This window comes from Paenibacillus sp. FSL R5-0527, assembly GCF_038008055.1.
Lineage (GTDB): Bacteria > Bacillota > Bacilli > Paenibacillales > Paenibacillaceae > Fontibacillus > Fontibacillus macerans.
On the sequence record NZ_JBBOYI010000001.1, the window covers coordinates 6,657,173 to 6,681,211 of the forward strand.

Genomic DNA, 24,039 nt, shown 5'->3' on the forward strand with positions numbered 1-24,039 from the left:
CTACTTTTTAAAGGCAAAACATCTTGCCGGATTCGCCACGAAAAACTTATGGATCAGCTGCTGCCCGTCAAAGCCGGCCCGGTCGGCTTCATCAATAAACCGCGGCACCCACTTGGCGATAATATATTCCAGCCCCGGCCCGTAGTCGTAATGCTTGTAGTAGGTTTTGCGGGCCGTGTCCCCGCTGACCAGAATCTGGTCCTCATAACCTTTTTTGACGAGCTCGAGAATCAGGCTGATCCGCGTGCTTTCGGGCGCGTATTTGATTTTGGCGATGCCGTCGAAGGACAGGAAGGCGCCGGTTTTGGCAATTTGTTCATGGTAGTACGGATCCGGATTGCGGTCCATATGGCCCAGGCTAAGGTAGCTTAAGTTTATGTTTTCGCTGCGCAAAAGCTCGATTTGCTCCAGCCCCATCGTCCCGACCTCGGTATGCGAATGGATCGGCGCCTTGGTCTCGTGGTGGGCGCGGGCGACGGCGCGCAGCGTTTTTTCCTCCAGCGGTGTAATCCGGTTGTAACCCGTGCCGAATTTGACCTGGCCGGCTTTGAACGGCGTGCCCTCGAGCCCTTCCTCCACCTCGCGGACGACAAAATCGGTAAGCTCGTTGATGCTCTTGGCTTCGATCCATTCATAGTAGGTCTCATAGTTACCGATGATCGGCTTCAGTTCGTCTTTGACCTTCGCGTCCCAGAGAAAGCTTTTGTTGAAGCCGGCGGTGCCGATGATGCGCACCCCGGTTTCCTTCATAATATGGTGGACCGCCGGCACATCCCGGCCGTAATCGACCGCCGTCGCGTCGACGATCGTCTGGCCGCCGTGTTTTTTAAAATCGAGCACATCGAGTTTGGATTTTTCCGGATCTTCCAGCAATAAGTCGTCCTCGCCGCGCTCCGACCAATGGGCCGGGCGGCACACGATATGCTCGTGGGAATAGGTGAACCCCATCTGTTCCGGGGCGATGTCCGCGTCAAGCGTTCGTACGAAAGTCATGGTGATGTTCCTCCCAATTTATGTGTAATCTTTAGAACAGCAGCCCGGCCAACAGCCGAATGATCGGTCCAAGAATGAACATGTCGGAATCGGCCGCCCACATCGCCGTATCCGGTACGGTCGAGGAGATCAGATAGCGGACCATGATGAATTGGCCCCAGGCGACGATGGTCGCCGTGATAAATCCGGCCATCAGCGCGCCGCGCACCCCGCCGGTCGAGTTGCCGAACACGCCCGCGGTGGCGCCGTGGAAGAACAGAACGATCATCGTCGGCACGAAAATATAAGCCACGGTATTGCCAAGCACAACGAGCCAGATCAACGCGCCGGCAAAAGCTCCGATAAAGCCGAGAATGACCGCGTTGGGCGCATAAGGATAGGTGACGGGAGAATCGAGCGCCGGTTTGGCGCCGGGTACGATTTTGGTCGCGATCCCGTTAAACGCCGGAACCAGTTCCCCGATGAACATCCGTACCCCCAGCAGCACGATCGCAATCCCGCCGGCAAACGTGAGCGACTGAATGATCGAGTACATGATGAAGTTTTGTTCTCCCGCCTTGGCGATCAATTCCTGGGCCCCGGGCGTCCCTTTTATGGAGATGATGATCGCGCCGATAAAGAACAGGACACCCATGCTAAGCGCCGTAATGACGTTGGAATCGCGCAGAAATTCAAGCCCTTTCGGCACTTTGATTTTTTCCGAATCGTTCTCTCTGTTGCCGAACCATTTGCCGAACAAGGCGCCCAGCAATGCAACCGAAGCCGAGGTGTGACCGAGGGCGATATTGTCGTTGCCGGTGATTTTGCGCATAAACGGCTGCGTCAGCGCCGGTTGGAACGTCCAGTAGAGCCCCAGGATAACCGCCAGAAAAAGCACGAGCTTCCATTGAGGAACCGCTCCTCCCGCCGTATGGACGACGATCCCGGCAAAAATGGTGGCGGTCCAGAACATCATGTGCCCGGTCAGGTAAATGTACTTGAATCTGGTGAACCGGGCCAGCAGCACGTTAATCAGAAAACCGAGCAGCATCGCCATGGTCACGGAGCTGCCGAATTTGGCGTTAAACGCCTCCTGGCCGAGAAATTGCCCGAGACTGACCGATTGCAGACCGAAAACTTCCTTCCACATCGGTTCAAACACGTTTAGCGCGCCGACGATGACGCCGGAGCCGGCCGAAATGATCAGAAAGCCGATCACCGCTTTAAACGTGCCGCTGATTACCTGGCTGGTCGTTTTTTTCTGCAGCAGCAGACCGATCAGCACGATGAATCCAAGAAGAATCGCCGGCGTTCCGAAAATATTGTTGGCTATCCAAAAAATAACGTTCATGGAGCCATCCCCCTAAAAGTTTTGTGAGCGTTACTTCCTTACAAACTTCGGACAAAACCCGCTTCGGAAGCATAGGCTCATTTTTACATGGCTTCTTTCAAGTTTTGTTCAATTTCCTTCAAATCAAAGTAATTGTTGACGATCACGATTTTGGCCGCGTGCCCCTGCAGGCTTTGCGCCAGCTCATTGCTGGTGATAATGTAATCGGCCGGCATGCCGGAAGCGGTGGATACGTCGGTATGCTCCACATCCGCCTGGACGCCCATCTCTTTTAAAACCGACTCCACGTTCATCCGCAAAATCAAACTCGTTCCTTGCCCTAACCCGCAAACACATAAAATTTTCATGCTGATTCCTCCCGTAATATAGTTTCTTCCGCTGCCGGACTTCCGGTCGTTATCATTGGATGATAGACTCGATTTCCTCGGCGGTTTTGGCTTCTTTAAGCGCTTCTACGTTAGCCGGATCATTGAGCAGGGTGGTCAGTCTGCGCAGCAAGGCAATGTGGTCCGAGCTGGAAGAAGAGCCGAGCGCGAACACAAGCTCCACCGGATCGTTCTCGGGATGCCCGAACACAACCGGGCGCCGCAGCCGGACGAAGGAAACCGAAGCTTCCCGGACGCCGTTTTCCGCCTTGGCATGCGGTAAAGCGATATGCGGCGCAATGACGATATACGGGCCGTTATTGCGGTATGCCGACACCATCGCCTCAACGTAGCTGCCTTCCGCGGCGCCGCTGTCAACCAGCAGCTGCCCGGCCGCGCGGATCGCCTGCTCCGCGTCCTCTGCCTCGATATCAAGCGATATGAGGCCCTTTTCCATAAAATGCATGTTCAAAAACTCCTCCTTAGGTTATCCATCAAGTCGCGGAATATTGTAAAATCATCCGGGTGATTTCCGCTTTTTTATCAGTATTCCCCAATACCTGCCTGTTCTGTTCGTCAACGAGCATGTTTACCAGCTGCGAAAGTGCCTTCAGATGGGATTCCCCATCCATCCCGACAACGACGACCAGCAGTTTCACGAGATGCCTGGCCTGGCTGCTGAACGCCACCCCTTTGCGGATGGTCAGCAACGCCATGGAAGCTCTGGCGGCCCCGTCCTCCGGCCTAGCGTGGGCGATGGCCACACCGGGCGCGGCGACGATATAAGGGCCGTATTGATTCATCTTGTCGATCATGGCCTGCACGTACCTGTCGGTGATCGAGCCGTCCTGCAGCAAGGGCTTGGCCGCCACCCGGATCGCCAGCCGCCAGTGGGAAACTTCTTCCCGGATCGTGATCCGCGCAGGAGTCAACAGCTCGCCCAGCGCTGGCTTGAATTCTTTCGGCGCCGGCGGTCCTTTGGCCGCCGTCAAATAACGTTGTATATCCTCAAGCAATGCTTCCTTATCGGTAATTTTTGCGTGTTTGCCAACCAGTTCGACGATCGCTTGCGCGGAAAGCCCTGGCTGCTGCCCGGCTCTGTGCTCAAGGTAAGGGGCAACTTGCCCCAGCAGATGCGCTTTCTCCGCATCGCTCATAATCGCGTTCAAGATAAACACCGGAACCGGGCTCCCGGGCAGCGGCACGGTGGAAAACAGAAAATCAACCTTGCCCTTGAACTTCTCATATTCGCGGAGCGAAAGAACGGCGGTTAGGTCGATCGAGGGGAACAGCTGCTCCAGCTGATTTTTTAGCATCCGTGATGCCGAAATCCCGCTGACGCAAACGACCGCCGCCCTTTTCCGCGGAACGGGCTCGGCCTGCTCCCGCCGCAGCCACCCGCCGAAGTGCATCGACAAGTAAGCTATCTCGTGCCGGCTGATCGGTTTTTCGAATACCTTTTCCAACGGCTGAATCGATTTTTGGGTTAACTCGTACACTTCCCGGTACTCTTTCATCATCGTCTCCGTCAGCGGATTCTCGATGTTCAGTCCGTATTTGGTCCGATAAAAAACCGATTTGACATGCAGAAACAATTGCTTCTTGAGCGCTTCCCGGTCTTGGAAGTAAACGCAGCCGTTTGTTTCGAAAAGGCCGATCATCTCCTCTGTCGCCTGGCGCAACCGCTTGGCCTCCAGCGTGTCGGACTCCACCTCCACCCGGTTCACCTTGGCGGCGAGCAGGTACACGGTAATGTAGCAGATTTCATCTTCGGGAATGCCGACGCGGAAAATCTCCCCAAGCTTTTCGGCAATTTGCGCGGCTGCTTTGTATTGAAGCGTTTCCTGCAGAGCCGCTTTTTCTTCTTTGTCCATCTTGACCGCGTTGCCTTGCGTGAGCCTGGTGGCGGAAAGCCAGAGCCGGATCGTCAGGTGGAGGATCGTCTCATCCGTCAGCTCCATACCGATCAATTGTTCGCCGGAAACGATCGTGCCGTATACCGAAGCCATCTGCTCTTCCCGGAATGCCGGGAAATGTCTTTTGAACAGGTCCGCGTGGATCAATCCGTCAATGGTCGCGGAGAGGTTATTCCAGTCGCCATACGGCAGCAGCTCAAACAGAAAATGAGACATAGCGGCTCTGAGGTCTTTTTCATTGCCTTGGATCAAGTAGCCCTGCTTGCGGTCAAATTCGAGGGTCAGCCCGTATCCGGCAAGTTCGGCTTTTAGCCGTTTCAGTTCGGCATGGGCGGTGCCCCGACTAACCTTCAGCAATTCTTCCATATCGTGCAGAAACATCGGCCCGCTCCGGTAAATCAGCTGCAAACAAAGCAAGGCTTTGCGTTCGCTGCGGGACAAATAGTATTGCTGCGGCTGCACGGTTTGCGCTTTGGCCGGAAGCTGCGACCGCGACGCGTCGGGTAGCAGAAACCCCGTTCCGCGAACGTATTCTACGGGGGCCAGCCCGCTTTCGCGCAGCCAGTCGTTGATTTTATCCATATCGTAGTAAACGGTACGCTTGGAGACATGGAATTTATCCATCAATTCTTGAACCGGCATATACGCTTTGGTCTTCTGAAGCAAGGCAAGGATCGAAGAACTGCGTTCGTCAAGTATGCTTCACCACCCGCTTTCCTATGAGGTTGTTCAAAAAGTCATCTTTTGAAGATATAAGAAAGAAGTAACATCTCAGTGTCGGCTTCCTTATATCGCAAGAATAAATTACCCTTTAGGCGGTCTGGCTTCCGAGAAGGTACATCGATAAATATTTTTCTTATCACGAAGCAGGGTCATGCAGTGGATCGGGCGTCGAATCTTGAATTCAGCCGGACCTTCCGTTGCTCACGTACCCAAAACGTACGCTCCGCTCCTTTCGTCCCTAGCTTCATCCAACCTTCTCGGTGCTGAAAACCTGACTTTTTGAACCTCGAACTTATAGATGTAGTTCACTCTAGCTATAGAAAGTCTCTCTCTTTGCAGATCATTATACGCAAGGCGTTTTGCATAAAACAGCGCAATTATTGTCCCCAGGCTATTTGCAAAATTATACGGTGAGCGGGCCAGTAACACATAGGTTGAACTAAGGAAAAGCGGGAGTTAGGCAAATGGGTAGCATATTGAGCTTATTGTGCCTAGAATATCGGCCGCGAGTTGTGCAAAATCCCCCCCTCCGCCGGAAATAGAGGTAGTTTAAGCTGCTATTCAGCACTAGTGTTACATCAAATCTGACAAGATACATTTTCTAACCACACAACTATTCTAACGGTTGCCACAAGCGCTATTTGTTCCAATATGGTTGATTTCAAATTCTAACGGTTGCCATGGGGCTTATTTCACTTAAACCGGGCTATTTTTGCTTAGATTCAGGCAAATAACGGCGCTTACAACCGTTAGAATTTAGAAAAGGGCTTTTTTCGGAAAATAGCCGCTGTTACAACCGTTAGATTTTCGGGCAGCTTTTACGGGAAATCTTGAGCAAAAGAAGTTAATGCAACGCTAGTGTCTATTTGGGTACTATGCTGGGAAAAGGCCCTTGATCTCATCGCTTTCTTCGACGGAAAACTGTACACTACCCAATCAGCCCTCCCCCCTTTACGTACACAGGGATTCGTTTGTGGGTGGCAGCCTCCTAGAAAATCAAATCCTATCAAAACCTGAACTCTACTTTCCGATATTGAAGAAGTATCTCTCTAATCCGATACCAAAATGTTGAAAAGATGGACAAATTCAGGCCGCCGCCCCGGAGGAACAATTTAATCTCATTGAAAGTGAAATATTGAACATGTTGACCTCGTTCCAATGGGCGAGCAACTCTTCCGAGGCGGATACCTACTATTCGCTGGATTTGCCGACGGGCTGGAAGCTGGCGAAACAAGTTGGCGTCATGGAACTTTACAACAAGGGGGGCGTGTTCCCCGTTCCCGCGGGCGAAGGGGTTACGAACCTTCAAAGGACCGTTCTGGCCGAAGAGCGGCAGAAATTCCTGGACAAGATGAATTCGCAGCGAAATTACTATTCGGAATTAGAGGTAACAATACTGCTACATCTTTTTGGACCAAACCGTTATTTTTATCGAAGCCGATCGGTCTGATGAACTTAACGAAGCCGAATTTGAGAGAATCGCTTTATCCTAGAAATTAAAATAAGAGGGGAGCACAAAATTGTTTAACCATGATCTTAAACAGGCCGAGGCTAAAATCACACGTTGCGTAGCAGCCGGCCTTATTTCCTGTATAATGACCCTTGCATTTAACTTTATGTTTCTGGGCTATGACGCGATGGATATATGGACTTATGCGGATATCTTGATTGGCCTTGCTCTAACCTTTGGTATCTACAGAAAAAGCAGGGTATGCGCCATTTCATTATGCTGTTTTTTCCTATTCTCTAAATTGGTTATATTTTTGGCAAGCCCAGAGGAAGCTACCAGGACGCTCGTGTTTAGCTTCATTTTCTTAGTTGCCTATTGGCAAGGCATTCAAGGCACGTTTGCCTACCACAAATTGATGAAAAGAAAGAAGACCGCTCCCGTGAATGGATAAAAAGTTGATGAATTGGTGGTATGCTTAATGGTGCGAGGTGGACAAGATGAGCCATACACTGCTAATCGTTGACGATGAAGCGGATATCGTCGAACTGCTGAAGGATTATTTTGAATTGGGCGGTTATTCCGTACTGACCGCGGGCAACGGTGGCGAGGCGTTAAAACAAATGGAAAAATCCCCCGATCTGGTGCTGCTGGACATCAACATGCCGGGAATGGACGGGCTTGCGGTATGCGCAAAAATCCGCCGGTTCGCCGCTTGTCCGATCCTGTTTTTAACGGCGAAGGCGGAAGATGCCGATAAGATCATCGGATTTCGCACGGGTGGAGACGATTACATCGTCAAACCGTTCTCCATCGAGGAGCTTGGGGCCAGAGTCGCCGCGCATCTGCGGCGGGAGGAGCGGAGCCACTCCCGTTCCAAGGCGAAGTTCGCGGGCGATCTTGTGATCGACTATGGCGAACGAGCCGTTTTTTACCGCAATAAACCGGTTCCGTTGGCCAAAAAAGAATTTGAAATCGTCGCTTTTTTATCCCAACATGCCGGTCAGGTGTTCGATAAGGAGCGGATCTATGAGCGTCTGTGGGGCTTCGACAGCGAGGGAGACAGCGCCGTGGTCGCCGAGCATATCCGCAGAATCCGCGCTAAGCTGGCTTCGGCCGAATGTCCCGGCTGCATCGAAACGGTATGGGGGGTCGGATACAAATGGATCGGGTAAAACGTTTCTGGAATAACCTTTCGATCCGGACAGTGCTGGTCATCTATACGATTTTTTTTATGCTGCTGGCTACGTTCTTGACTGCTGTAACATTGGGACTCCTGTCTAAAACGGAGGGTGACATTACCCGCCGCTACGATAAAACCGAATACACCGTGTTCAGAGACGATGCCGGCAGAGAAGTACCGATGTCCATCGGCGTCCCCGATCTGGTCGAAGAATATACCCTGCAAGATCAGGCCAAACTAGTGGTCGTTCACATTGCCCAAATCGCAACCATCCCCGTATATTTCGGGGGCGGCATTCTTTTGGCCGCGTTTTTGTTTTACCGCAACAAACTGAAAAAGCCGATCGCGCTAATTAACCGGTCAGCGCGCAAAATAGCGGAGTCCGATCTGGATTTCTCCCTGCGTTACGACTCAAAAGACGAAATGGGCAAGCTGTGCGCTTCGCTGGAAACGATGCGTCAGGCGCTGGAGGAGAACAATCGCAGCATGTGGCGGATGATGGAGGAGCGCAAGCGCCTGAACGCCGCCTTTGCCCACGATTTGCGCACGCCCCTTACCGTGCTGCGGGGTTATGCGGATTTCCTCTGCCAATACGTTCCCGAAGGAAAAGTCGGGCAGGAGAAGCTTCTTGCCACGTTATCCTCCATCTCAAGGCATACGCAGCGGCTGGAAAACTATGTTCAAACGATGAGCGAGACGAACAAATTGGAGGATGTGGAGATTAGGGCGAAGAAGATCCGCGTCTCCGATCTGACCGGGCAGATCGCTTCCACGGCTGAAGCGCTAAAGGCCCAGTCCGCCGTTGAGATCAGCGTCGTGAACCGGACAAGCGTGGAGTATGTCTGCGCGGATGCCCAGGTCGTTCTCCGGGTGGTGGAAAATTTGCTGGCCAATGCCCTCCGTTTTGCCCGCCAAAGGGTGGAAATCGTACTAAGCCTGGAAAGTGGCAACCTCATCATTGAGGTTGCCGACGACGGGGATGGCTTTACGCCGGAGGCGCTGCGGGAAGCGGCCAGGCCGTATTACCGGGAAGGGGCGGTGGAGCCCGGTCGCGTCCATTTCGGCCTTGGCCTTTATATTTGCAAAACGCTGTGCGAAAGACACGGAGGCCAGCTAGTCTGGTGCAACGGAGCGCAAGGGGGAAGCAGGGTGACAGCCAGTTTTCTCACCGCTAACGAAAGTTGATAAAAAGTTGATACGCATTTTATATACTCTCCTTGAAGCTAATGGAAGGAGAGTTTTTTTGTGGAGAAAATGACCATCGAAATTCACAATTTGAACAAGGATTATGGCCAAAAACAGGCGCTGCAAAATATAAGCCTGACAATCGGACAAGGCATGTTCGGTCTGCTCGGCCGCAACGGCGCAGGCAAAACAACGCTGATGAAGACACTGGCTACGCTCCTTCGCAAAAAGAGCGGAGAGGTGACGGTATGCGGCATCCCGCTTGAAAACGCCAAGGAAATCCGCCGCATTATCGGCTATTTGCCGCAGGATTTTTCCATGTACGGGAATATGAGCGTGTACGAGGCAATGGATTATCTCGGCGTTTTATCGGGGCTAACCCGCGAAACCCGTAAAAAGAGAATCCCGCTGCTGCTGGAGCGGGTGAATTTGATTAACATCTGCCATACGAAAGTAAAGGCGCTGTCCGGCGGCATGAAAAGACGGCTGGGCATCGCCCAGGCGATTTTGCACGAGCCGAAGGTGCTGATCGTCGACGAGCCGACGGCCGGGCTCGATCCGGAAGAGCGCATCCGCTTCCGCAATCTGCTGAGCGAGCTGGCCGGGGAGAGGATCATCCTGCTGTCGACGCATATCATCGGCGACATCGAAGCGGCTTGCGAGGAGATCGCCGTCCTGGAAGCCGGCCAGCTGCTGTACCGGGGAACGGTGAAGGCGCTCGCAGGCAGCGCGGCGGGCAAAGTGTACAATGCGGTAGTACCACGGCCGGAACTGGAGCGGCTAAGGGAAACGTTCGTCGTCACGGGCATGTCTATGTTCGATGGACAGACCAGCGTCCGGCTGTTGGCCGACCGGAAGCCGACCGCGAACGCGGTGGCGTGCGAGCCGGACCTGGAGGACGGCTACATGCTGCTCATGCGCGACCACGGGGCCCAAACGGATCAGGGAGGGACGGCTTATGTTCAGGAAGGAATGTAAAAAGACGTTGAAAACTTGGACGTTCTGGATCTATGTCGCGGTACTGCTCTTGTTTGGATATACGCAGCTTGGCACGGAGCTGGCCAAAATCGAGCCGCCCCAGCCGGGGCGCGAAAGCTACGGCATGAAATACGTCGACGACCCGGGGCTGATCATGGACGGCGCGGCCGCTTCCTTGACCGGGGAATTCGCGGCGAACGCGTATATTGCGTATCCTCCTCCTTTCCGTTTTTATAAGAACGTGAAACTCGGGGACGCCAAACAAGCGGAAATGAAGGCGATTGTTTCGCAATTGACGGACGGCCAGCCGACCTACGAGCGGTTTAAAGAGCTGATGAAAAAGGCGGACAAGCTTATCGGCGGCGGCTCGAAATACGCTGTATTGGACTTAATCCAGTTCGGCCAAACGAGCAAAACATATGAAGATGCGCTGGCCGAGTTCAACGTCATCATGGAAAAAGACCGGATAACCGGCGCGCTCGCGCGGCTGTTCTCCGATTATCTCGGCATCGTGCTGGCGTTTTTCCCCGTTTTCGTGGCGGTTGCGCTGGGCATGCAGGACCGCCGGGCCCGTATGCGGGAACTCGTCTATTCGAGACGAACTTCTTCCATGGCGATTGTGTTCGTCCGTTATGCGGCAATGGTGGCGGTGATGTTCCTGCCTGTGCTCGCCCTTGCCGGATACGCCACGGTGCTGACGGCGGGCGATTACGCCGGATACGCCATCGATCGGCTCGCCTTCATCAAATACAGCCTCGGCTGGTTGCTGCCGACCTTGATGGTGGCGGCCGCCGTCGGCGTTTTGCTGACCGAGCTGACGGACTCGCCCGTCGCGATCGCCGTACAAGCGCTGTGGTGGATAATCGCGCTTAACAGCGGACTAACGCATATGGAAGGCGGATACGGGGCCGACCTAATGATTCGCCATAATACGATCGGCAATACGGAGGTTTTCTTGGCGAATATCGGCGTCTTGGTGGTCAACCGGATCGGTTATACGCTGTTGGCGCTTGCGCTGGTCGCGGCAGCAAGCCGAATCTACGAGCTCAAAAGAAAGGGGAAGCTGCATGGAAAAAACTTCGGTCCGGCAAACCTATTCGTACATCGCAAGGTCCAATCTGAAGCGTAACGTGCTGCCCCATCTGCTCATCGCCCTGCTCGTTCCGGCGCTCGCGCCTGCCCTGTTCGGCATTTCGTATCTGGACGCGGCGGCGGCCGCGATCCGGCTGGAGCGATTCATCGCGTTGATCGGCATCGTACTGCTTGTCCCGATTTTTGCACCGGAACAGGACAAGGACATCCGGGATCTGACGGAGACGAAGCCCGTCTCGCAAACCGGCATTTTACTCGTCCGGCTGTTGACCGCCGTCCTGCTCATGCTGGGGATCATCGCCGGCTTTGCTTGCGCCATGGCTTTAAGCGGCAGCGAGTTTCCTTTGGTCCGCTATGTTGCCGGCACGTTCTGCGGCGCGCTGTTTCTCGGGGCGCTTGGTCTGTTCGCTTATGGAATCAGCTATGTTCCCGTGATTGGCTATATGATTCCGCTTATTTTTTACGTTTTGAACACGGCGGGGGACAAATATGCCGGTAAACTGTATCTGTTCTCCATGTCCCAGGGCAGCTTCGGCCAAAAATACGCGCTATTCGGAGCGGCCGCTCTCCTCCTTGCGGCGACTTGTTTCATTAGAGCAGCCATCAGGCGGCTTAGGTAGCGGAAAATTTCTCGTTAAATGCTTTAATCCTGGGGCGGGCCGTAATATAATGGTATGCGATTCTTTATTGTTGACCCAAAGGAGAAATCTTCACGTGCAAATGAAATCGGAACTGTTTGTTTCAAATATAAATTTGGCTTCCTTCTCGACTTATGATATCGGCGGTGACGCCCGCTGGTTGGCCGCTCCGAAGACGGCCGAAGAAGTGCTGACCGCTTTAGAGCAAGCTTCGGCCAGCGGTTTGTTGCCGTTTTTGTTCGGCATGGGCTCCAATCTGCTCTTTCCGGACCAGCCAAGCAAAGAAATGTTATTTATTTCCCTGCGGGAGCAGGTGGATTTCCATATAAAAGGAGAACGGCTGTATGTTTCCGCCGGTACGCCGATGTCACTTTTGGCGTTGCTGGGATTGCACGCAGGGATTCCAGATTTCGAGTTTACTTTTTTGCTGCCCGGCACGCTGGGAGGCGGAATCTACATGAATGCCAAGTATTTTGACCGCCAGATCTGCGATGTCCTGGATACGGTATACTACATCGACCTGACGGCGATTGGCCGGGGAATTCAGGCGATTGCGGGGCAAGACTGCGAGTTTGCCTACAAAAAATCGATTTTTCAGCGTCATCCCTGGGTGATTGTCGGCGCCGATTTAATGACCTCCCGCCCGGTCGCCCCCGCCACTATCGCCGCTTGCCGCAAGCAACTGGCCGCACCGTCGCTGAGCATTTCAAGCCTGGCGGAATTCTCGGCTTATTTTATCCGGCAATTTGCACAGAAACCGAACCCTTCCGCCACGGCTTCAGCCGCGTTAAAAGGAATCATCGCGGATCGGACGGGAAAACATCACTTTTCTTTTCCATCCTGCGGTTCGGTCTTCAAAAACAATTACACCATCGGGCAGCCGATCGGCAAACTCGTGGAAAGTCTGGGCCTCAAAGGAACGGAACGCGGCAAAGCAATCATTTCCCCCACCCACGGCAACGTCATTCAAAACCGCGGAGGCGCGAAGGCACAGGATGTATTGGACCTGATAAAACTGGTGCAGGAGGAAATTTATAAACACTACGATTTTGTCCCCGAGCCGGAAGTGGTGATTGTATAGTCACGCACGCAGGTAAACTTTTCAAAAAGTAAACAGTAGTCCGAACTGGTGCTCCGCCGCTTTTTTATACAAAAGAATTAACTCGTCGTAAGCTTCAATCAACTCGGAAAAGCCGGACATATTCAAAGCTCCATCCGAAGACATCCCTTTTTCCGCAAAAGTGCTTCTGCATTCAATCAGGCCCTTGAGTAATGATGGAACATCATCCGCCTGAACAAATCCCATGCCCATGCCTCCCGGATCCAGTTGAAACGTTCCCGCCCCAACCGGGCGGCCAAGCAGAACGTACTCATGGTCGAAGCTTGCAGGAAGTTCTTTTAAGTTCTCCAGTAAATCGTCCCAGGCATACGCAAGTCCGTGGTCCTCTTCCGGGTCGTAAAAACAAGTCATCGAAAAGTCGGCGAGTTCCTGCACATTTCCGACCTCTAATTCATCTTCCCAATCATGATCCAGCAGTTCCCCCGTATATACCGAGCGAACCCGCCCCATGCGGTTCGTAATGAACTCGCGTAGTGGCTCGGGGTCGTTTTTTTCGCCGCAAGCGATGATGAGGCGGCAAAGCTCCTGCTCAAAACCTTTTGTATTAAATAGAAATGCTTTATGCTCCATGGTTTGACGCTCCTATCGGCACATGTTTTCTCGCTCTAAATCCAATACATCGCTGAAACCAGCCTGATCCAGCTTGTCCAGAAAATCATTGAACCCATAACGGTGTAAAAAGCTAACTTCCTCGTTGTAAAAAGGGGCGGCTACCAAAAATCGAATATTATTGCCCGGTGAAATCTGCAACTCAAAAAACGCTCTGCCTTCTTTCGCTTCCGGATTAATACACATAAAGCGTGCCTTTCGGCCATCTTCCATACCAACCGCAAGGACAGTGCCCATATTTAAGAACCTCCAGCATTTCCCTGAAAAATTTCGGACAGCCTTTGTAATCCTTAAATACTTCCTCTATGCCCGCATTAAGCATTAGCCAGCCTATAGTATCGCCGAACCCCTCTTTGATGTTCTGCTCTTCGATGGCTTCATACATTTCTGAAACTGCCGATGTATACTGAGCTGAATCTCTTACCGCAGCCACGACGGAGTTGAAGTCCCTCACACTGTAACCTAATTTCCAGACAAATTCGGCCAGGTTCTCCCGGCCGCTGGAGATTACATTCTCCCAGTCTTCCTTCTCATCCAACGCTTCCGCTTCTTCCCAGCTCTCTACAAACTGAACCAAACACAATAATTCAATGTTCGATCTTTTACCACAGTTCACAAACCAGGGGATATTCACAAAACGATTTAAATTTTCTTCGCGCACGACAACTTCTTTCATCTGGTTCTCTTCTCCTTAAAAGACTCAATCGTACAACCTAAACAGACTTTAGTTTTTCTGACAATTTGTCGATCAATATTTGGATAAACTCTTTATTCCGATCCTCATAATAATAGATACAGTTCAAAAGCTCTGCTCAAAATCTATTCAGACCTTCTGCCGTCCAAAACATATTCAAAATACTGAATATATCTTTCCTGGATAGGCGTCCATTCATCGTCCACGATTTCAACTTCCAGCAATTTGGATTTATGCTCCAATTTAGATATAAACAGGGCGCAGAAGTCGCCGCCGGTTGGATAATAGAATAGACCATAGCCTTTTGGCGAAATGAGCTTGTTGACTTCTTTGATCTTTTCAGGCACATATTCATACTCAAATTCCCCTAGTTGCTCAAGCTCCTCCTCGGAAGCCAATTCGAGGTCATGAGCGAATTCATAATCCAAAATATAGTTCACAATCTCTTGATTCTCTTCGCCTCGATGATCGAGATAGAGAAATCGCTTCGTAGCAAATCCGTAATCCACTAAATCCGAGTACTTGTCCAGTATCTCCGGGTTATTTAACAAGTCTTGATCTTCTTCGAAAATAAGGGGGATGAGCGCTTCTTCTGACATTTTGAAGTCCTCCTGGTGGGTTATGTAGGATGATTACTATAATTATCGAAACAGCTCCCCATGTTGGTTAGGGATATACTCGGGGTAATTCTTGCGGTAGAAATGATCGATCAGACGCAGCATCGGGTCCCACTCCGGGTAAGGTTCAGGGTTGCTGATCTCCATTTTGGCTTCCGGGTTGTTCATTAAAAAATCTTCAAAGTGCTCGGGAATCGGCAAGCCTTGCATTCTCCGCACATGGAGCAGGAACAAGATTTCATAGGGATAAAATCCGTATCGATAATCGCCAAACTCATGAAAATTCCCTATTTCAGAAGCCTGCACCGAATGGAATAATGACATGCTGCCGATCAATTGCACGATCTCCGTTGGGTCGGATGTCGACCATCGATCCAATACGTGCCGATACACCTCCAGGTCATCCGGTATCGAATCGTACGGCAGTCCGGCCTCCTTCAACTTTTGATTCACAACGGTATGTACGTGTTGATCGGTTCCTGCGACGGTCTTTTTTCTATATTGCAAATACAACTCCATCAAAAACCACACGTGTGTGTTCGGATCATCGGCGTCCAGAATGTTCCCGCCCAGACGGTTTACTATGAAATCAAAGAGTATACTTTCTTCTTTCTCCCACCCAAACATTGTAAAATGAATTAACGCGGCGATAACTTCTCTAAACGTATACTCCAGCATCATCTTTGGATACCGGACCTTATAAAGATCCTGGGCCATGCATTGATAGAAAACGACCATTTGCATGTGCTTTAAACCTTCCGGCCGCTTCCCGCCGGTAATCAATACATCGTTTTTCCATTGGGACAGGTAATAGGAAGCTATGGAGTCTAAATCGATCAGCAAAATATGATCCTTTTCTGTATGATTTGATTCAACTATTTCAATAACTTTATTTTTCTTCTGTTCATACCGCTTTTGGACATCTTCAAATTTAATCCCATTTACGAAGTTTTTACGGTATCTTTTGTACGCTATATTGAGTTTTTTCGGATTGAGCATTCGACTAGTCTCCTTCTTCCAACAAATCCATATCCTTGGCTCCTGCGTTTAGTTAACCTTTCTATAACCTGGCAATAAATTCTTTCCATCCATTACTTATGTTAAAATTAACGGTTCTCTTGTCATCTAAATTAAAACTTGGGGTGGCTAGGATTTCACTACTTTGGAGATGCTCCATAGCCTTGATCCACGAATCCAGGAGTTGGTCTGGGCTTGCCTCCCAAAGGTTATCAACGATATCGAACCGGGTCCCTCCCCAGTTTAGGTCTTTTACAACAACCGGGGTGCTGTTGATCACTTCTTTTCCGAATAAATCAACCATTTCATGATTACTCTTTCATGATTTAAAGAGACAGAAGGAAACATGGATATGATTAATACATCTGGCAGGTTGGTCTTTTTCATTTCACACTCTCCCCCTGTAGCTATTTATTTCTGCTTAGTTAACACATAGCTCTGGCTTATCATTTCGTGTACTTCTTCCTCCGGAACGGTACCGTCAAGAATGATGGAATTCCAATGGTCTTTATTCAGATGAAAAGCCGGGACTACCGAAGCGTATGCCTGGCGCCAGAATTCCAAGGCCCCCGGTTCACATTTTACATTGATCCAGATATGGCCTGCTTTTTCAAAGATCCACGCAAATACCTTATTGTTTTTCACATGCCGCATTACGGTCCAATTCTTATCACGAAAAGGAGTATCTTCATACGCATGGCCCAAACTCAAGCAATAGTTAATGGCTTCTTGTCTAGTTTTCATAGCTTGCCTCACCTCAGATTATACTTCTCTCTCTGGCCGGTTTCATAATCCTGTTTTATAGTCTTCTACCAGATGTGACCAATAACCCTCAACATCCCGCATAGCTACAGGGTCTATTTGCTCGTACATTTTACGCAGCTCACCCGCATATTTATAGGAAGTATATTGACCTTGCCGTCTCATGGTCATTAGCAATTCATGCCTAATTAAATGAAACAAGAAAAACGTTCTGAGGTTTTTATTAAGCGTATAGATTGAGGGTTGATGAAAAACGGAGTCTACGCAAACCTCGTCCCCGCCTTCTTTGACGTAAAGCCCATACTCCCCATATCCGTAATGACCGATTTGGATGTAGGCCACGCCTTCAATAAATGTTTTTTGAAAACGATCTTTTTCATAGAATTCAAAATCACCAAGTTGGCCCGGTACACTAATCCTGGTCATAACATCGGCATTATGCGGACTTACCCCGAGATGGAATAAATCATCGTAATCATACTTATATTCAGCAGTCTTCCCTACTTTCAATCCTTTGTCATCTTTTCAATCGCAAACTTACCGCTATGGGATCTCACTAGATACAGTTCATCAAATCCCTCATCGTATGAAGGTATCTGCAATTTTTTTAATGTGCTTCTGATCCCTATTTCCGCGACCTTTTCTTTCCCTTGCCTCTGTTCGTTTCGCTCATACGATAAATCATAATTGGGTTCAAAATAATAACCGACGATTTTAAATTTATGTTTTTTGGCTAATTCGATATATTTTTTTCGGTCCTCCAAGGTAGGATTTGTATTATCCACCACAAAGGGCAGGCTGGTGCGAAGGGAGGCTTCCAGAAAAACATTTTCCCGATGCCTGGACCTCAACATGTCGAGGTTTATTCTCATGTGGGTTTTAAAAAATTTTTCCTTGTAAAATGTTGATTTCCCGGAAGCCTGAATTCCGATGAAAATAACACATTCCATAATCATTCATCCTTCGATAAATACACGTATTGGTTTACGTACTCTCTATCCTGACTAAAAATCGGCGTATTGAGGTCAACATCCCATTTGCTGCGTATCGCTTCCCCTTTTTTATAGAACTGCTTGGTAATGCATGCCCCGCGTTTCTGCCAAACGGGCAAGTCGTTCCAATTGATGCCTTTCTCCAAGAACAGCTTATCCTGAAGTTTTCCCCCATCCAACCCCTGCAGCTTCTCGTGAGGAAAGTTGGCCTGAGCCACCATCGAAATACTGTTTTTAGTCGCGTCTTGTTGTCTCCAGAGAAAATAATTAGTGACTTCATCATGAGGAAGCACCCAGGCCCGGCTATCAAAAGTAGCCAGAGGTTTATCCGGATAGGCTTCTTTAATGACCTCATTGAACTTTGCGGTAGCCATTGAGGCCGAAACCGAAACCATCTTTTGCAGATTATTTTCAAACCAGGATTGCGTTGTCAGCTTATCATAATTGGTCAAAAGAATCGATATCTCGTCACTTTGATGATAAATCAACTTGCAGCCCATCATATTCTGGGCCAGGTACTTGCAGGTCTCCCAAAACGCTTGAATTAACGCTTCATCGAACGGTTTTTTCATATCCCGCGTAAAGGAGTGAAAATGAGAGCCATCGATTCGAAGGATCACGGGGAGCCGCTGAGGAAGCGTTTGTCTGAAAATATTCTCATACCCCTTCATCCGGTTGCCAAAGTCGTCTTTTTTCATTATTTGTTCTTTTGTCTCCTTCTTAATCATGCATCCAAGGCCCATTATAGATAATTATGGAAACCTCCTCAAATTGATTGGCACAGAAAAGGGAGTCGGCATGGAAAGGGCGCTAAAGATGCTTGATTTACCCTTGGATGGGACACATCATAGAGGAATCGATGACGCCAAGAATATTTCTAAGATCTTTCGTCAAAATATACGAGCATGAGCCTACGTAAATCCGTACCTATAAATTTGAGAATCCATGTTAACTTGTGACTTATGGTCACGGGTCAAGGAGCTGTTTTATGTTTAATCGAGAAATATTTGCGGAGCGTTTTAAAAATTTACGCCTTGTAAAGTCAATCTCACAGCAAGACATTGCCGCTTCCTTATGAGTTGACAGAACTATTGTAAGTCATTGGGAAAGAGGGACGCGAACTCCTAGTTTAGAAGTTGCTTGCGCTCTGGCTGATTATTTTGATGTAAGCCTTGATTACCTTGTAGGACGCTCTGATGACTCTACTCACCGTTAAAAGAAAAACACCGCAATAGGAGCATCTGGCTCGTAGTGTGGTGTTCAAAGAATTGCTCATGTTATGCAAAGTTAACCCTACGTAAATATCGTTGCAACAATCAGAATAAATCCTATCACTAGGCCGATCGGCCCCCAATAATGCATAGGGATAAAAAACAGACTATGCTGGAATCCCATTTGGTAGCGTTGCCCCGTTTCCATATCAACCAGCACTTTGCCCGCATCGGCGTTAAGCGCTTTTCCTATATACCAGACAATCACTCCCGACACGATGAACACAAAAGCCAGCGGCAGCCGGGCATCTATTATGTCATGAAAAAACTTCCTTTCTTAGAATCAACCCTTATTCAGGTCCAATAACAAACACATAATATTCCAAAATGGCCTCCTGCAGCTTCTTCTTATAGTCTTTGGGCGTGCCGTCTTTGTTGTGTTCATCGAACGTCCGCGATTGCTCGGCCCGCTGCAGCAAATCGGTGGCGGAGGCTTTCACCAGCATGGTTTTATGTTTCAGCATGTTTCCATACGAATTATAGGTCTCCAGCCCTTCTTGCTTTACCCGCTCCGGATCGTCAGCCAAGGCGATATACTGGGCTACTTCTTCTGTAAGCCGATCGTACAGAACCCGGTAGGATGCGGCATCGAGGCCGTTTAATGTCTCCGATGTCACGCCCTGCCTGATCAGTTCGTCTTCAATCGCTTCCGCTGCCATGATCGATGCAAGCGCACGGTACCGGATCATCTGATCGTTTGCCTTGAAATCGGCGAGATCTAGCTCTCGCTGCTCCAATAGCGACTGATGCAGATTAACCGTGAAGTCTTCCGCAAGCGGCTCCCATTCCTTCAGCAGAATCTGTAGCTGTTCATGCAGCGTTTTCCCCTTCGCAAAATTGTCATCGACGTAAAATTTGAACCTGTAATAGGTATCGATTTCGCCAAGCGTCTTGACCAGATCCTCCAGCTTCGGAGCAAGCTTCGTTACGGCGTCATCGACCTCAGGCAAGGCAGGCTGTTTAGCGGCCAATTCCGTATACTCCGCCAGTTTATAGGTCTCTTTAAGCTCCAGATTTACGCCCCACTCCAGATGAGCCTCTTTGCGCAGAGCGAATTTTTCCTTATGTCCGAACCGTTCTCCGTACCGCTCCAGAACATCGGCTATTTCGCCATGGATATAAATATCCAGGGCGCTATAGCCGGCATATTTCCGTGCCGCCGCTTCCGTTCCGGGATTTTCCTCCTGGGTGGAGGCAGCCGGCTTTGTTCCTTCCGGCCGGATGATCTTCACCAGCTCCAGCGGCGACTGGCAGGACGAGAGCAGTACAGCCAGAAGGCTTAAAGATACAACAACGTCCCACCTTGATCTCACGCTTTTCATCGAATTAATTCAAGCCCGCTAAACTGCTGGTGGTATTGTAGGCATCCACGAGGATTGAGACCTTGCGGTCAAACGTCGACAAAATCGCATTAGGCCCGCCTGTCGTCACTTTGCCTTCCGTGTCGCTGTTAATCTCCGGATCCTGTTCCTGCAAAATTCTGAGAATATCGGTTGCCGTTACTTTTACCCCTTCTATGCTTGTCGGGAATATTTCGAGATTTGACCATCCCTCTTTCTTCCGCCGCTCGGCATCCTTGGAATACTCAAAATAATGCTCGATATCCTCGGTCAGCAATTGATACAATTCCTCATATTCCTTAACATCGAAATCCAAAACGTTTTCGTCCCCGACTCCCTTATTGTAAAAAGCTTCCTGAATCTCCTGTGCCCGCAATACGATGCTCATCGCGTAGTAGCGTATCAGCATATCTTCATCCTTCAGCTTCTCCGCATCCGCATACTTGCGCTCATTCGTGATCTCCGCAAATGCTTCGTTGAATTGCTGCCCCACCTCTATGTACTTCTCAAACAAAGAAATAAAACGCGTATGTAGTTCGCGGCCTTGTTTAAAGTCGTCATCGACATAGGTTTTCGCCGTGTAGTAGTTTTGAATGTCATTATTCGTTTTCATCAAATCTATGATAATCGGCATTAACTCTTTTACTTTCTCATCCGTTGCACCATAAGACGGTTCGGCGGAGGCAAAATCCAATGTTTTACCGGCACTCTCGATCACGGTCGGAATAAACGGCGTTGTGCTGTACCCGTCAAACCTGTCATCGATGTAAATTTCCTTCTCCGGACCGAACTCCTCCACATACCTGGTGAAAACAAGGTCATACATCCCACCGTTAATCTGATTGCTAAGGTCAATGTAATCGTTATACTTAAGCGTATCCTTCACCTCGTCTCCACCGGCCGCCCCCGTAAGTTTCCCTGCTGCCGGCAGGCTGCATGCCGTTGCCGCTATCGTGATCAACATCATACACAAAAACAAATTTACAACTTTCTTCACTACGTTCTCTCCCTTTTTTGTCGTAATCTCGAGTCTCCCCGCACCTTTATCTATATCGGCTGGAAGCGGCGGATTTGAATAGGGGATGGGAAAATCATGAACGCGGACAAAAACAAAAAACATCTGTAAATCCCGCACTGTTATAAGAAATAACAACAGGATATGACAGATGTTTCTCCTAAGCCTTCGGTCCGCTTGGCCCGGTGGTTGGCGATCCTATCTCTATTTCGTATGGAGCTCCAGGACTACTTTCCGAACTTGGTTAGGATGGGTTTCGATGAGCTCGATCGCTGCACGGAAATCCTCCAACGCAAAACGATGCGTGACAAAAGAATTCACCGCGATCCTTCCGCTGTTAAACCATTCTATCACTTCAGGAAACTTGCCCGATTGCAAACGGGAGCCCGCGATGGTTACTTCTTTCTTAGTAATGGGCAGCTGCGGTATTTGCGAAGGGGTCTCGCCAAAGCCGAGAACGACAACCCGTCCGGCCACTGAGGTCATTTCCACCGCCTGTTCGAAGGTTTTTTCCGTACAAACCGCATCAATCGTTACGTTCGGACCTAATCCGCCCGTTATGCGCTTAATCTCGTCGGCCACATTATCGGTAAGCGGATTCAAAGTATAGTCGGCGCCAACTTCCTTAGCATATGCCAGCTTCTCATCGCTTAAGTCGGAAATCATGCACACCGCGCCTTTGAGTTTGGCGACCTGCAGCGCACACAAACCGATCGGACCCGCTCCCATAATAAAAACAAAATCTCCGGCCCGGACATCGCCACGCCAGTTCGCTTGGGCGCCGATCGTGAACGGTTCGACCAAAACCGCCTCCTCCCATGCCAAACGATGGTCCACTTTATGCACTAAATGCTCGGGAAGAACGATATAATCCTGGAAAGAGCCGTCCTTGTGAACTCCGTACACCTGCAGCTTGGCGCACACATTTTTACGGCCGGCTTTACAGGCATAACATTGTCCGCAGGTTTCGATCGGCTCCATCACCACCTTATCTCCAGGCGACAGCCGGCTGACATCCGCGCCGATTTCTACGATTTCCCCTGCCATCTCGTGGCCGATAACGCGCGGGTAAGTGGCTACCGGCGAAGTCCCATGATAAATGTGCATGTCGGAGCCGCATATGCCTACCATGCGAACCTTAATCAGCACCTCGTTACCGTGAATAATCCGCGGCATTTCTTTTTCGATCAGTCTCATTTTCCCCGGTTCCACAACTTGTATCGCTTTCAATCCACTCACTCCGTTCCCTTATAATTTAGGTTTATTTAAGCAATCGTCCGTTCCGTGGCAAGCTTCACTTTTTTATCCTTAATGGGCTTTACGAAAAAAGCGACACACAACGCCCCGATCACCGCCAGCCCGCCTGCCAGAATGAAAGCGCTTGTAAAATGACCTGTCGTTTGCACGAGCATTCCGGTAGCCGTCGGGCCGATGATGCCGGATGTATTCGCAAGAAAATGCATGAAGCCGCCGACGCCGCCCACCCGCTCTTTTTCAACCGTATCTTGAATAATCGCCCAGTACGTAATCGCTGTAAGATACAGGAAGAATACCGCCGCTGCCATCAATGAAACTGCGGCAGCCGTGGTGTTGACCAGACCGGCAAAGCCGATACTGACCGCCGCGCCAAGCAAACATGTGACCAATACGACTTTGCGGGAGAACATGGCATTGCCTGTCTTTTTGTAAAGAAAATCGATAATGAAGCCGCCCAAAGCAAAGCCGAGAAACCCAACCGTCCACGGAATCATCGTGGCAAAGCTCATCTCTTTGATGTCCAGGCCCCTGGCCTGAATCAAATAACTCGGGAACCAGGTTAGGAAGAAAAACAAGATATAGTTGTAGGCAAAAAACGCTACCGACGTAAACAAAACCGTCGGATGTTTCAAATAAAAAGAGAGCGGGGTTTTGGTTTTGCCGGCCGGAGCAGGCTGTACCTCTTTTTCATCATCAGCTTCATCGTCTTCAACGTCCTTCGGAGCATCCTTCACGCATTTGAGCCAGAACGCCGTCCAAATCAGACCTATAATCGTAATCAGGACAAAGGATACTTTCCAGCCCCAAGTCAAAGCAATAATCCCGACGATAGGACCCGAAATGGCTCCGCCAAGCGAGGTTCCGGCCATGGAGATCGATAAAGCTCTGGCCCGGTATTTCTTCGGAAACCAGTTATTGACCATTTTGCTTTGCGAGGAGGAGAGCGGACCTTCCCCCATCCCAAACAATACGCGCGCAATAAACAAAGAGACAAAGTTGAAGGTAGCGGCGGTTAAACCGGCAAAAAGCGACCAGAATGTCATGGAATAACCGAGCACCTTTTTCGGGCCGAACTTGTCGGACAAGAAACCGCCTATAAAGTTAAAGAGAGCGTAACCAATAAAGAAGCTGCTAAATAATAGGCCCATTTGAGCCGCATTGAGCTGAAAATTTTTCTGAATAAATGGAGCTGCGACGGAGAAAGCCGAGCGATCCAAGTAATTAATAACTCCCGCCAAAAACAGCAAAACCAGAACGATGCCACGCCCTTTAGAAAACATGAGCTGTCGACTCCTTTCAATGATGGAATTTTGTCGCCACTCGCTTATTAAACGCCCGAGCAAACCATAAATCCGCCGTCAATATGTACGGCCAGCCATGGGGTGAGATTGCCGATCGCCGCCTTCGCCGCACAAATTGCTTTTTCCAATTAACATAAAGCGCTTTCTTATAACTGCTTCATCTGTACAGATTTCTTAAGGCCAGCCTTAAGTGA

28 protein-coding genes and 1 pseudogene are annotated in these 24,039 nt (G+C 49.9%); 9 read left to right on the forward strand and 20 right to left on the reverse strand.

The window, feature by feature from the left end:
* From NYE69_RS29940 to NYE69_RS29960, 5 genes are all read right to left on the reverse strand, one after another.
* The gene (locus NYE69_RS29940; RefSeq protein WP_340929645.1) at positions 1–993 is read right to left on the reverse strand and encodes a phosphotriesterase family protein; all 993 of its coding nucleotides are present in this window, start codon (positions 991–993) and stop codon (positions 1–3) included.
* 31 nt (positions 994–1,024) lie between these two features.
* A complete protein-coding gene (locus NYE69_RS29945; protein WP_316561478.1) occupies positions 1,025–2,323 on the reverse strand; it encodes a PTS ascorbate transporter subunit IIC in 1,299 nt (432 codons plus the stop codon).
* A gap of 83 nt (positions 2,324–2,406) precedes the next feature.
* Positions 2,407–2,670 (reverse strand): PTS sugar transporter subunit IIB, encoded by a 264-nt coding sequence (locus tag NYE69_RS29950; RefSeq protein ID WP_340929649.1) that lies wholly within the window; start codon positions 2,668–2,670, stop codon positions 2,407–2,409.
* A 52-nt stretch (positions 2,671–2,722) separates the two neighbouring features.
* Complete coding sequence (locus NYE69_RS29955; protein ID WP_340929651.1) at positions 2,723–3,154, reverse strand: PTS sugar transporter subunit IIA; 432 nt, start codon at positions 3,152–3,154, stop codon at positions 2,723–2,725.
* 28 nt (positions 3,155–3,182) lie between these two features.
* Entirely contained in the window at positions 3,183–5,303 is a 2,121-nt protein-coding gene (locus tag NYE69_RS29960; RefSeq protein WP_340930577.1) for a BglG family transcription antiterminator, read from the reverse strand.
* Positions 5,304–6,462: 1,159 nt separating this feature from the next.
* Between NYE69_RS29960 and NYE69_RS29965 the strand changes: the two genes are divergently transcribed.
* The 8 genes from NYE69_RS29965 to NYE69_RS30000 all read left to right on the forward strand — a co-directional run bounded on the left by NYE69_RS29965 (position 6,463) and on the right by NYE69_RS30000 (position 12,931).
* Positions 6,463–6,777, forward strand: coding sequence for a hypothetical protein (locus NYE69_RS29965; protein ID WP_340929653.1), 315 nt, complete (start codon positions 6,463–6,465; stop codon positions 6,775–6,777).
* A 70-nt stretch (positions 6,778–6,847) separates the two neighbouring features.
* Positions 6,848–7,228 (forward strand): hypothetical protein, encoded by a 381-nt coding sequence (locus NYE69_RS29970; RefSeq protein WP_340929655.1) that lies wholly within the window; start codon positions 6,848–6,850, stop codon positions 7,226–7,228.
* A gap of 46 nt (positions 7,229–7,274) precedes the next feature.
* Complete coding sequence (locus NYE69_RS29975) at positions 7,275–7,949, forward strand: response regulator transcription factor (protein WP_340929657.1); 675 nt, start codon at positions 7,275–7,277, stop codon at positions 7,947–7,949.
* Entirely contained in the window at positions 7,937–9,142 is a 1,206-nt protein-coding gene (locus NYE69_RS29980; RefSeq protein ID WP_340929658.1) for a HAMP domain-containing sensor histidine kinase, read from the forward strand. Before NYE69_RS29975 ends, NYE69_RS29980 begins: the two co-directional genes overlap by 13 nt.
* A gap of 69 nt (positions 9,143–9,211) precedes the next feature.
* Positions 9,212–10,120: an ABC transporter ATP-binding protein gene (locus NYE69_RS29985; RefSeq protein ID WP_340930579.1), complete on the forward strand. Its 909-nt coding sequence runs from the start codon at positions 9,212–9,214 to the stop codon at positions 10,118–10,120.
* Positions 10,101–11,249 (forward strand): hypothetical protein, encoded by a 1,149-nt coding sequence (locus NYE69_RS29990; RefSeq protein WP_340929660.1) that lies wholly within the window; start codon positions 10,101–10,103, stop codon positions 11,247–11,249. The genes NYE69_RS29985 and NYE69_RS29990 overlap by 20 nt, the downstream gene beginning before the upstream one ends.
* Complete coding sequence (locus NYE69_RS29995; protein ID WP_340929662.1) at positions 11,188–11,832, forward strand: hypothetical protein; 645 nt, start codon at positions 11,188–11,190, stop codon at positions 11,830–11,832. Before NYE69_RS29990 ends, NYE69_RS29995 begins: the two co-directional genes overlap by 62 nt.
* A 100-nt stretch (positions 11,833–11,932) precedes the next feature.
* Positions 11,933–12,931 (forward strand): UDP-N-acetylmuramate dehydrogenase, encoded by a 999-nt coding sequence (locus NYE69_RS30000; RefSeq protein ID WP_340930581.1) that lies wholly within the window; start codon positions 11,933–11,935, stop codon positions 12,929–12,931.
* A gap of 21 nt (positions 12,932–12,952) precedes the next feature.
* Here NYE69_RS30000 and NYE69_RS30005 read toward each other — a convergent pair whose 3' ends face one another.
* From NYE69_RS30005 to NYE69_RS30050, 10 genes are all read right to left on the reverse strand, one after another.
* A complete protein-coding gene (locus NYE69_RS30005) occupies positions 12,953–13,540 on the reverse strand; it encodes a hypothetical protein (protein ID WP_340929664.1) in 588 nt (195 codons plus the stop codon).
* A 12-nt stretch (positions 13,541–13,552) separates the two neighbouring features.
* Entirely contained in the window at positions 13,553–13,765 is a 213-nt protein-coding gene (locus NYE69_RS30010) for a suppressor of fused domain protein (protein ID WP_230876999.1), read from the reverse strand.
* On the reverse strand, positions 13,755–14,255 hold the full coding sequence (locus NYE69_RS30015) for a hypothetical protein (protein ID WP_155619565.1): 501 nt from the start codon (positions 14,253–14,255) through the stop codon (positions 13,755–13,757). The genes NYE69_RS30010 and NYE69_RS30015 overlap by 11 nt, the downstream gene beginning before the upstream one ends.
* Positions 14,256–14,398: 143 nt before the next feature.
* Positions 14,399–14,872, reverse strand: coding sequence for a DUF6630 family protein (locus NYE69_RS30020; RefSeq protein WP_155619564.1), 474 nt, complete (start codon positions 14,870–14,872; stop codon positions 14,399–14,401).
* A gap of 42 nt (positions 14,873–14,914) precedes the next feature.
* Positions 14,915–15,889, reverse strand: a complete 975-nt coding sequence (locus NYE69_RS30025; protein WP_155619563.1) for a hypothetical protein — start codon at positions 15,887–15,889, stop codon at positions 14,915–14,917.
* 61 nt (positions 15,890–15,950) lie between these two features.
* The gene (locus NYE69_RS30030) at positions 15,951–16,211 is read right to left on the reverse strand and encodes a hypothetical protein (protein WP_155619562.1); all 261 of its coding nucleotides are present in this window, start codon (positions 16,209–16,211) and stop codon (positions 15,951–15,953) included.
* A 107-nt stretch (positions 16,212–16,318) separates the two neighbouring features.
* On the reverse strand, positions 16,319–16,651 hold the full coding sequence (locus NYE69_RS30035; RefSeq protein WP_155619561.1) for an MmcQ/YjbR family DNA-binding protein: 333 nt from the start codon (positions 16,649–16,651) through the stop codon (positions 16,319–16,321).
* A gap of 42 nt (positions 16,652–16,693) precedes the next feature.
* Complete coding sequence (locus NYE69_RS30040; protein ID WP_230876998.1) at positions 16,694–17,179, reverse strand: hypothetical protein; 486 nt, start codon at positions 17,177–17,179, stop codon at positions 16,694–16,696.
* Positions 17,176–17,619, reverse strand: a complete 444-nt coding sequence (locus NYE69_RS30045) for an ATP-binding protein (RefSeq protein ID WP_155619560.1) — start codon at positions 17,617–17,619, stop codon at positions 17,176–17,178. Before NYE69_RS30045 ends, NYE69_RS30040 begins: the two co-directional genes overlap by 4 nt.
* A 2-nt stretch (positions 17,620–17,621) precedes the next feature.
* Positions 17,622–18,359: a tRNA(His) guanylyltransferase Thg1 family protein gene (locus NYE69_RS30050; RefSeq protein ID WP_340929671.1), complete on the reverse strand. Its 738-nt coding sequence runs from the start codon at positions 18,357–18,359 to the stop codon at positions 17,622–17,624.
* Positions 18,360–18,751: 392 nt separating this feature from the next.
* Here NYE69_RS30050 and NYE69_RS30055 point away from each other — a divergent pair, with 392 nt between their 5' ends.
* Positions 18,752–18,877 (forward strand): helix-turn-helix domain-containing protein, encoded by a 126-nt coding sequence (locus NYE69_RS30055; protein ID WP_330164872.1) that lies wholly within the window; start codon positions 18,752–18,754, stop codon positions 18,875–18,877.
* Between the two features lie 77 nt (positions 18,878–18,954).
* Here NYE69_RS30055 and NYE69_RS30060 read toward each other — a convergent pair.
* The 5 genes and pseudogenes from NYE69_RS30060 to NYE69_RS30080 all read right to left on the reverse strand — a co-directional run.
* A pseudogene (locus NYE69_RS30060) lies at positions 18,955–19,185 on the reverse strand (hypothetical protein); the annotation flags it as partial.
* 37 nt (positions 19,186–19,222) lie between these two features.
* Positions 19,223–20,254 carry a DUF3829 domain-containing protein gene (locus NYE69_RS30065; protein WP_155619558.1) on the reverse strand — a complete coding sequence of 344 codons (1,032 nt, stop codon included), beginning with the start codon at positions 20,252–20,254 and terminating at the stop codon, positions 19,223–19,225.
* Positions 20,255–20,258: 4 nt separating this feature from the next.
* The gene (locus NYE69_RS30070) at positions 20,259–21,269 is read right to left on the reverse strand and encodes a YiiG family protein (protein ID WP_196427465.1); all 1,011 of its coding nucleotides are present in this window, start codon (positions 21,267–21,269) and stop codon (positions 20,259–20,261) included.
* 222 nt (positions 21,270–21,491) lie between these two features.
* On the reverse strand, positions 21,492–22,517 hold the full coding sequence (locus tag NYE69_RS30075; RefSeq protein ID WP_445744803.1) for a zinc-binding alcohol dehydrogenase family protein: 1,026 nt from the start codon (positions 22,515–22,517) through the stop codon (positions 21,492–21,494).
* 35 nt (positions 22,518–22,552) lie between these two features.
* A complete protein-coding gene (locus NYE69_RS30080) occupies positions 22,553–23,824 on the reverse strand; it encodes an MFS transporter (protein ID WP_328270252.1) in 1,272 nt (423 codons plus the stop codon).
* Between the last annotated feature and the right edge of the window lie 215 nt (positions 23,825–24,039).

Coding starts and splice junctions, on each gene's coding strand:
- NYE69_RS29940 (WP_340929645.1), bottom strand. CDS start 993: ATGACTTTCGTACGAACGCTTGACGCGGACATCGCCCCGGAACAGATG.
- NYE69_RS29945 (WP_316561478.1), bottom strand. CDS start 2,323: ATGAACGTTATTTTTTGGATAGCCAACAATATTTTCGGAACGCCGGCG.
- NYE69_RS29950 (WP_340929649.1), bottom strand. CDS start 2,670: ATGAAAATTTTATGTGTTTGCGGGTTAGGGCAAGGAACGAGTTTGATT.
- NYE69_RS29955 (WP_340929651.1), bottom strand. CDS start 3,154: ATGCATTTTATGGAAAAGGGCCTCATATCGCTTGATATCGAGGCAGAG.
- NYE69_RS29975 (WP_340929657.1), top strand. CDS start 7,275: ATGAGCCATACACTGCTAATCGTTGACGATGAAGCGGATATCGTCGAA.
- NYE69_RS29980 (WP_340929658.1), top strand. CDS start 7,937: ATGGATCGGGTAAAACGTTTCTGGAATAACCTTTCGATCCGGACAGTG.
- NYE69_RS29985 (WP_340930579.1), top strand. CDS start 9,212: ATGACCATCGAAATTCACAATTTGAACAAGGATTATGGCCAAAAACAG.
- NYE69_RS29990 (WP_340929660.1), top strand. CDS start 10,101: ATGTTCAGGAAGGAATGTAAAAAGACGTTGAAAACTTGGACGTTCTGG.
- NYE69_RS29995 (WP_340929662.1), top strand. CDS start 11,188: ATGGAAAAAACTTCGGTCCGGCAAACCTATTCGTACATCGCAAGGTCC.
- NYE69_RS30000 (WP_340930581.1), top strand. CDS start 11,933: ATGAAATCGGAACTGTTTGTTTCAAATATAAATTTGGCTTCCTTCTCG.
- NYE69_RS30005 (WP_340929664.1), bottom strand. CDS start 13,540: ATGGAGCATAAAGCATTTCTATTTAATACAAAAGGTTTTGAGCAGGAG.
- NYE69_RS30010 (WP_230876999.1), bottom strand. CDS start 13,765: ATGTGTATTAATCCGGAAGCGAAAGAAGGCAGAGCGTTTTTTGAGTTG.
- NYE69_RS30015 (WP_155619565.1), bottom strand. CDS start 14,255: ATGAAAGAAGTTGTCGTGCGCGAAGAAAATTTAAATCGTTTTGTGAAT.
- NYE69_RS30020 (WP_155619564.1), bottom strand. CDS start 14,872: ATGTCAGAAGAAGCGCTCATCCCCCTTATTTTCGAAGAAGATCAAGAC.
- NYE69_RS30025 (WP_155619563.1), bottom strand. CDS start 15,889: ATGCTCAATCCGAAAAAACTCAATATAGCGTACAAAAGATACCGTAAA.
- NYE69_RS30030 (WP_155619562.1), bottom strand. CDS start 16,211: ATGGTTGATTTATTCGGAAAAGAAGTGATCAACAGCACCCCGGTTGTT.
- NYE69_RS30035 (WP_155619561.1), bottom strand. CDS start 16,651: ATGAAAACTAGACAAGAAGCCATTAACTATTGCTTGAGTTTGGGCCAT.
- NYE69_RS30045 (WP_155619560.1), bottom strand. CDS start 17,619: ATGGAATGTGTTATTTTCATCGGAATTCAGGCTTCCGGGAAATCAACA.
- NYE69_RS30050 (WP_340929671.1), bottom strand. CDS start 18,359: ATGAAAAAAGACGACTTTGGCAACCGGATGAAGGGGTATGAGAATATT.
- NYE69_RS30065 (WP_155619558.1), bottom strand. CDS start 20,254: ATGAAAAGCGTGAGATCAAGGTGGGACGTTGTTGTATCTTTAAGCCTT.
- NYE69_RS30080 (WP_328270252.1), bottom strand. CDS start 23,824: ATGTTTTCTAAAGGGCGTGGCATCGTTCTGGTTTTGCTGTTTTTGGCG.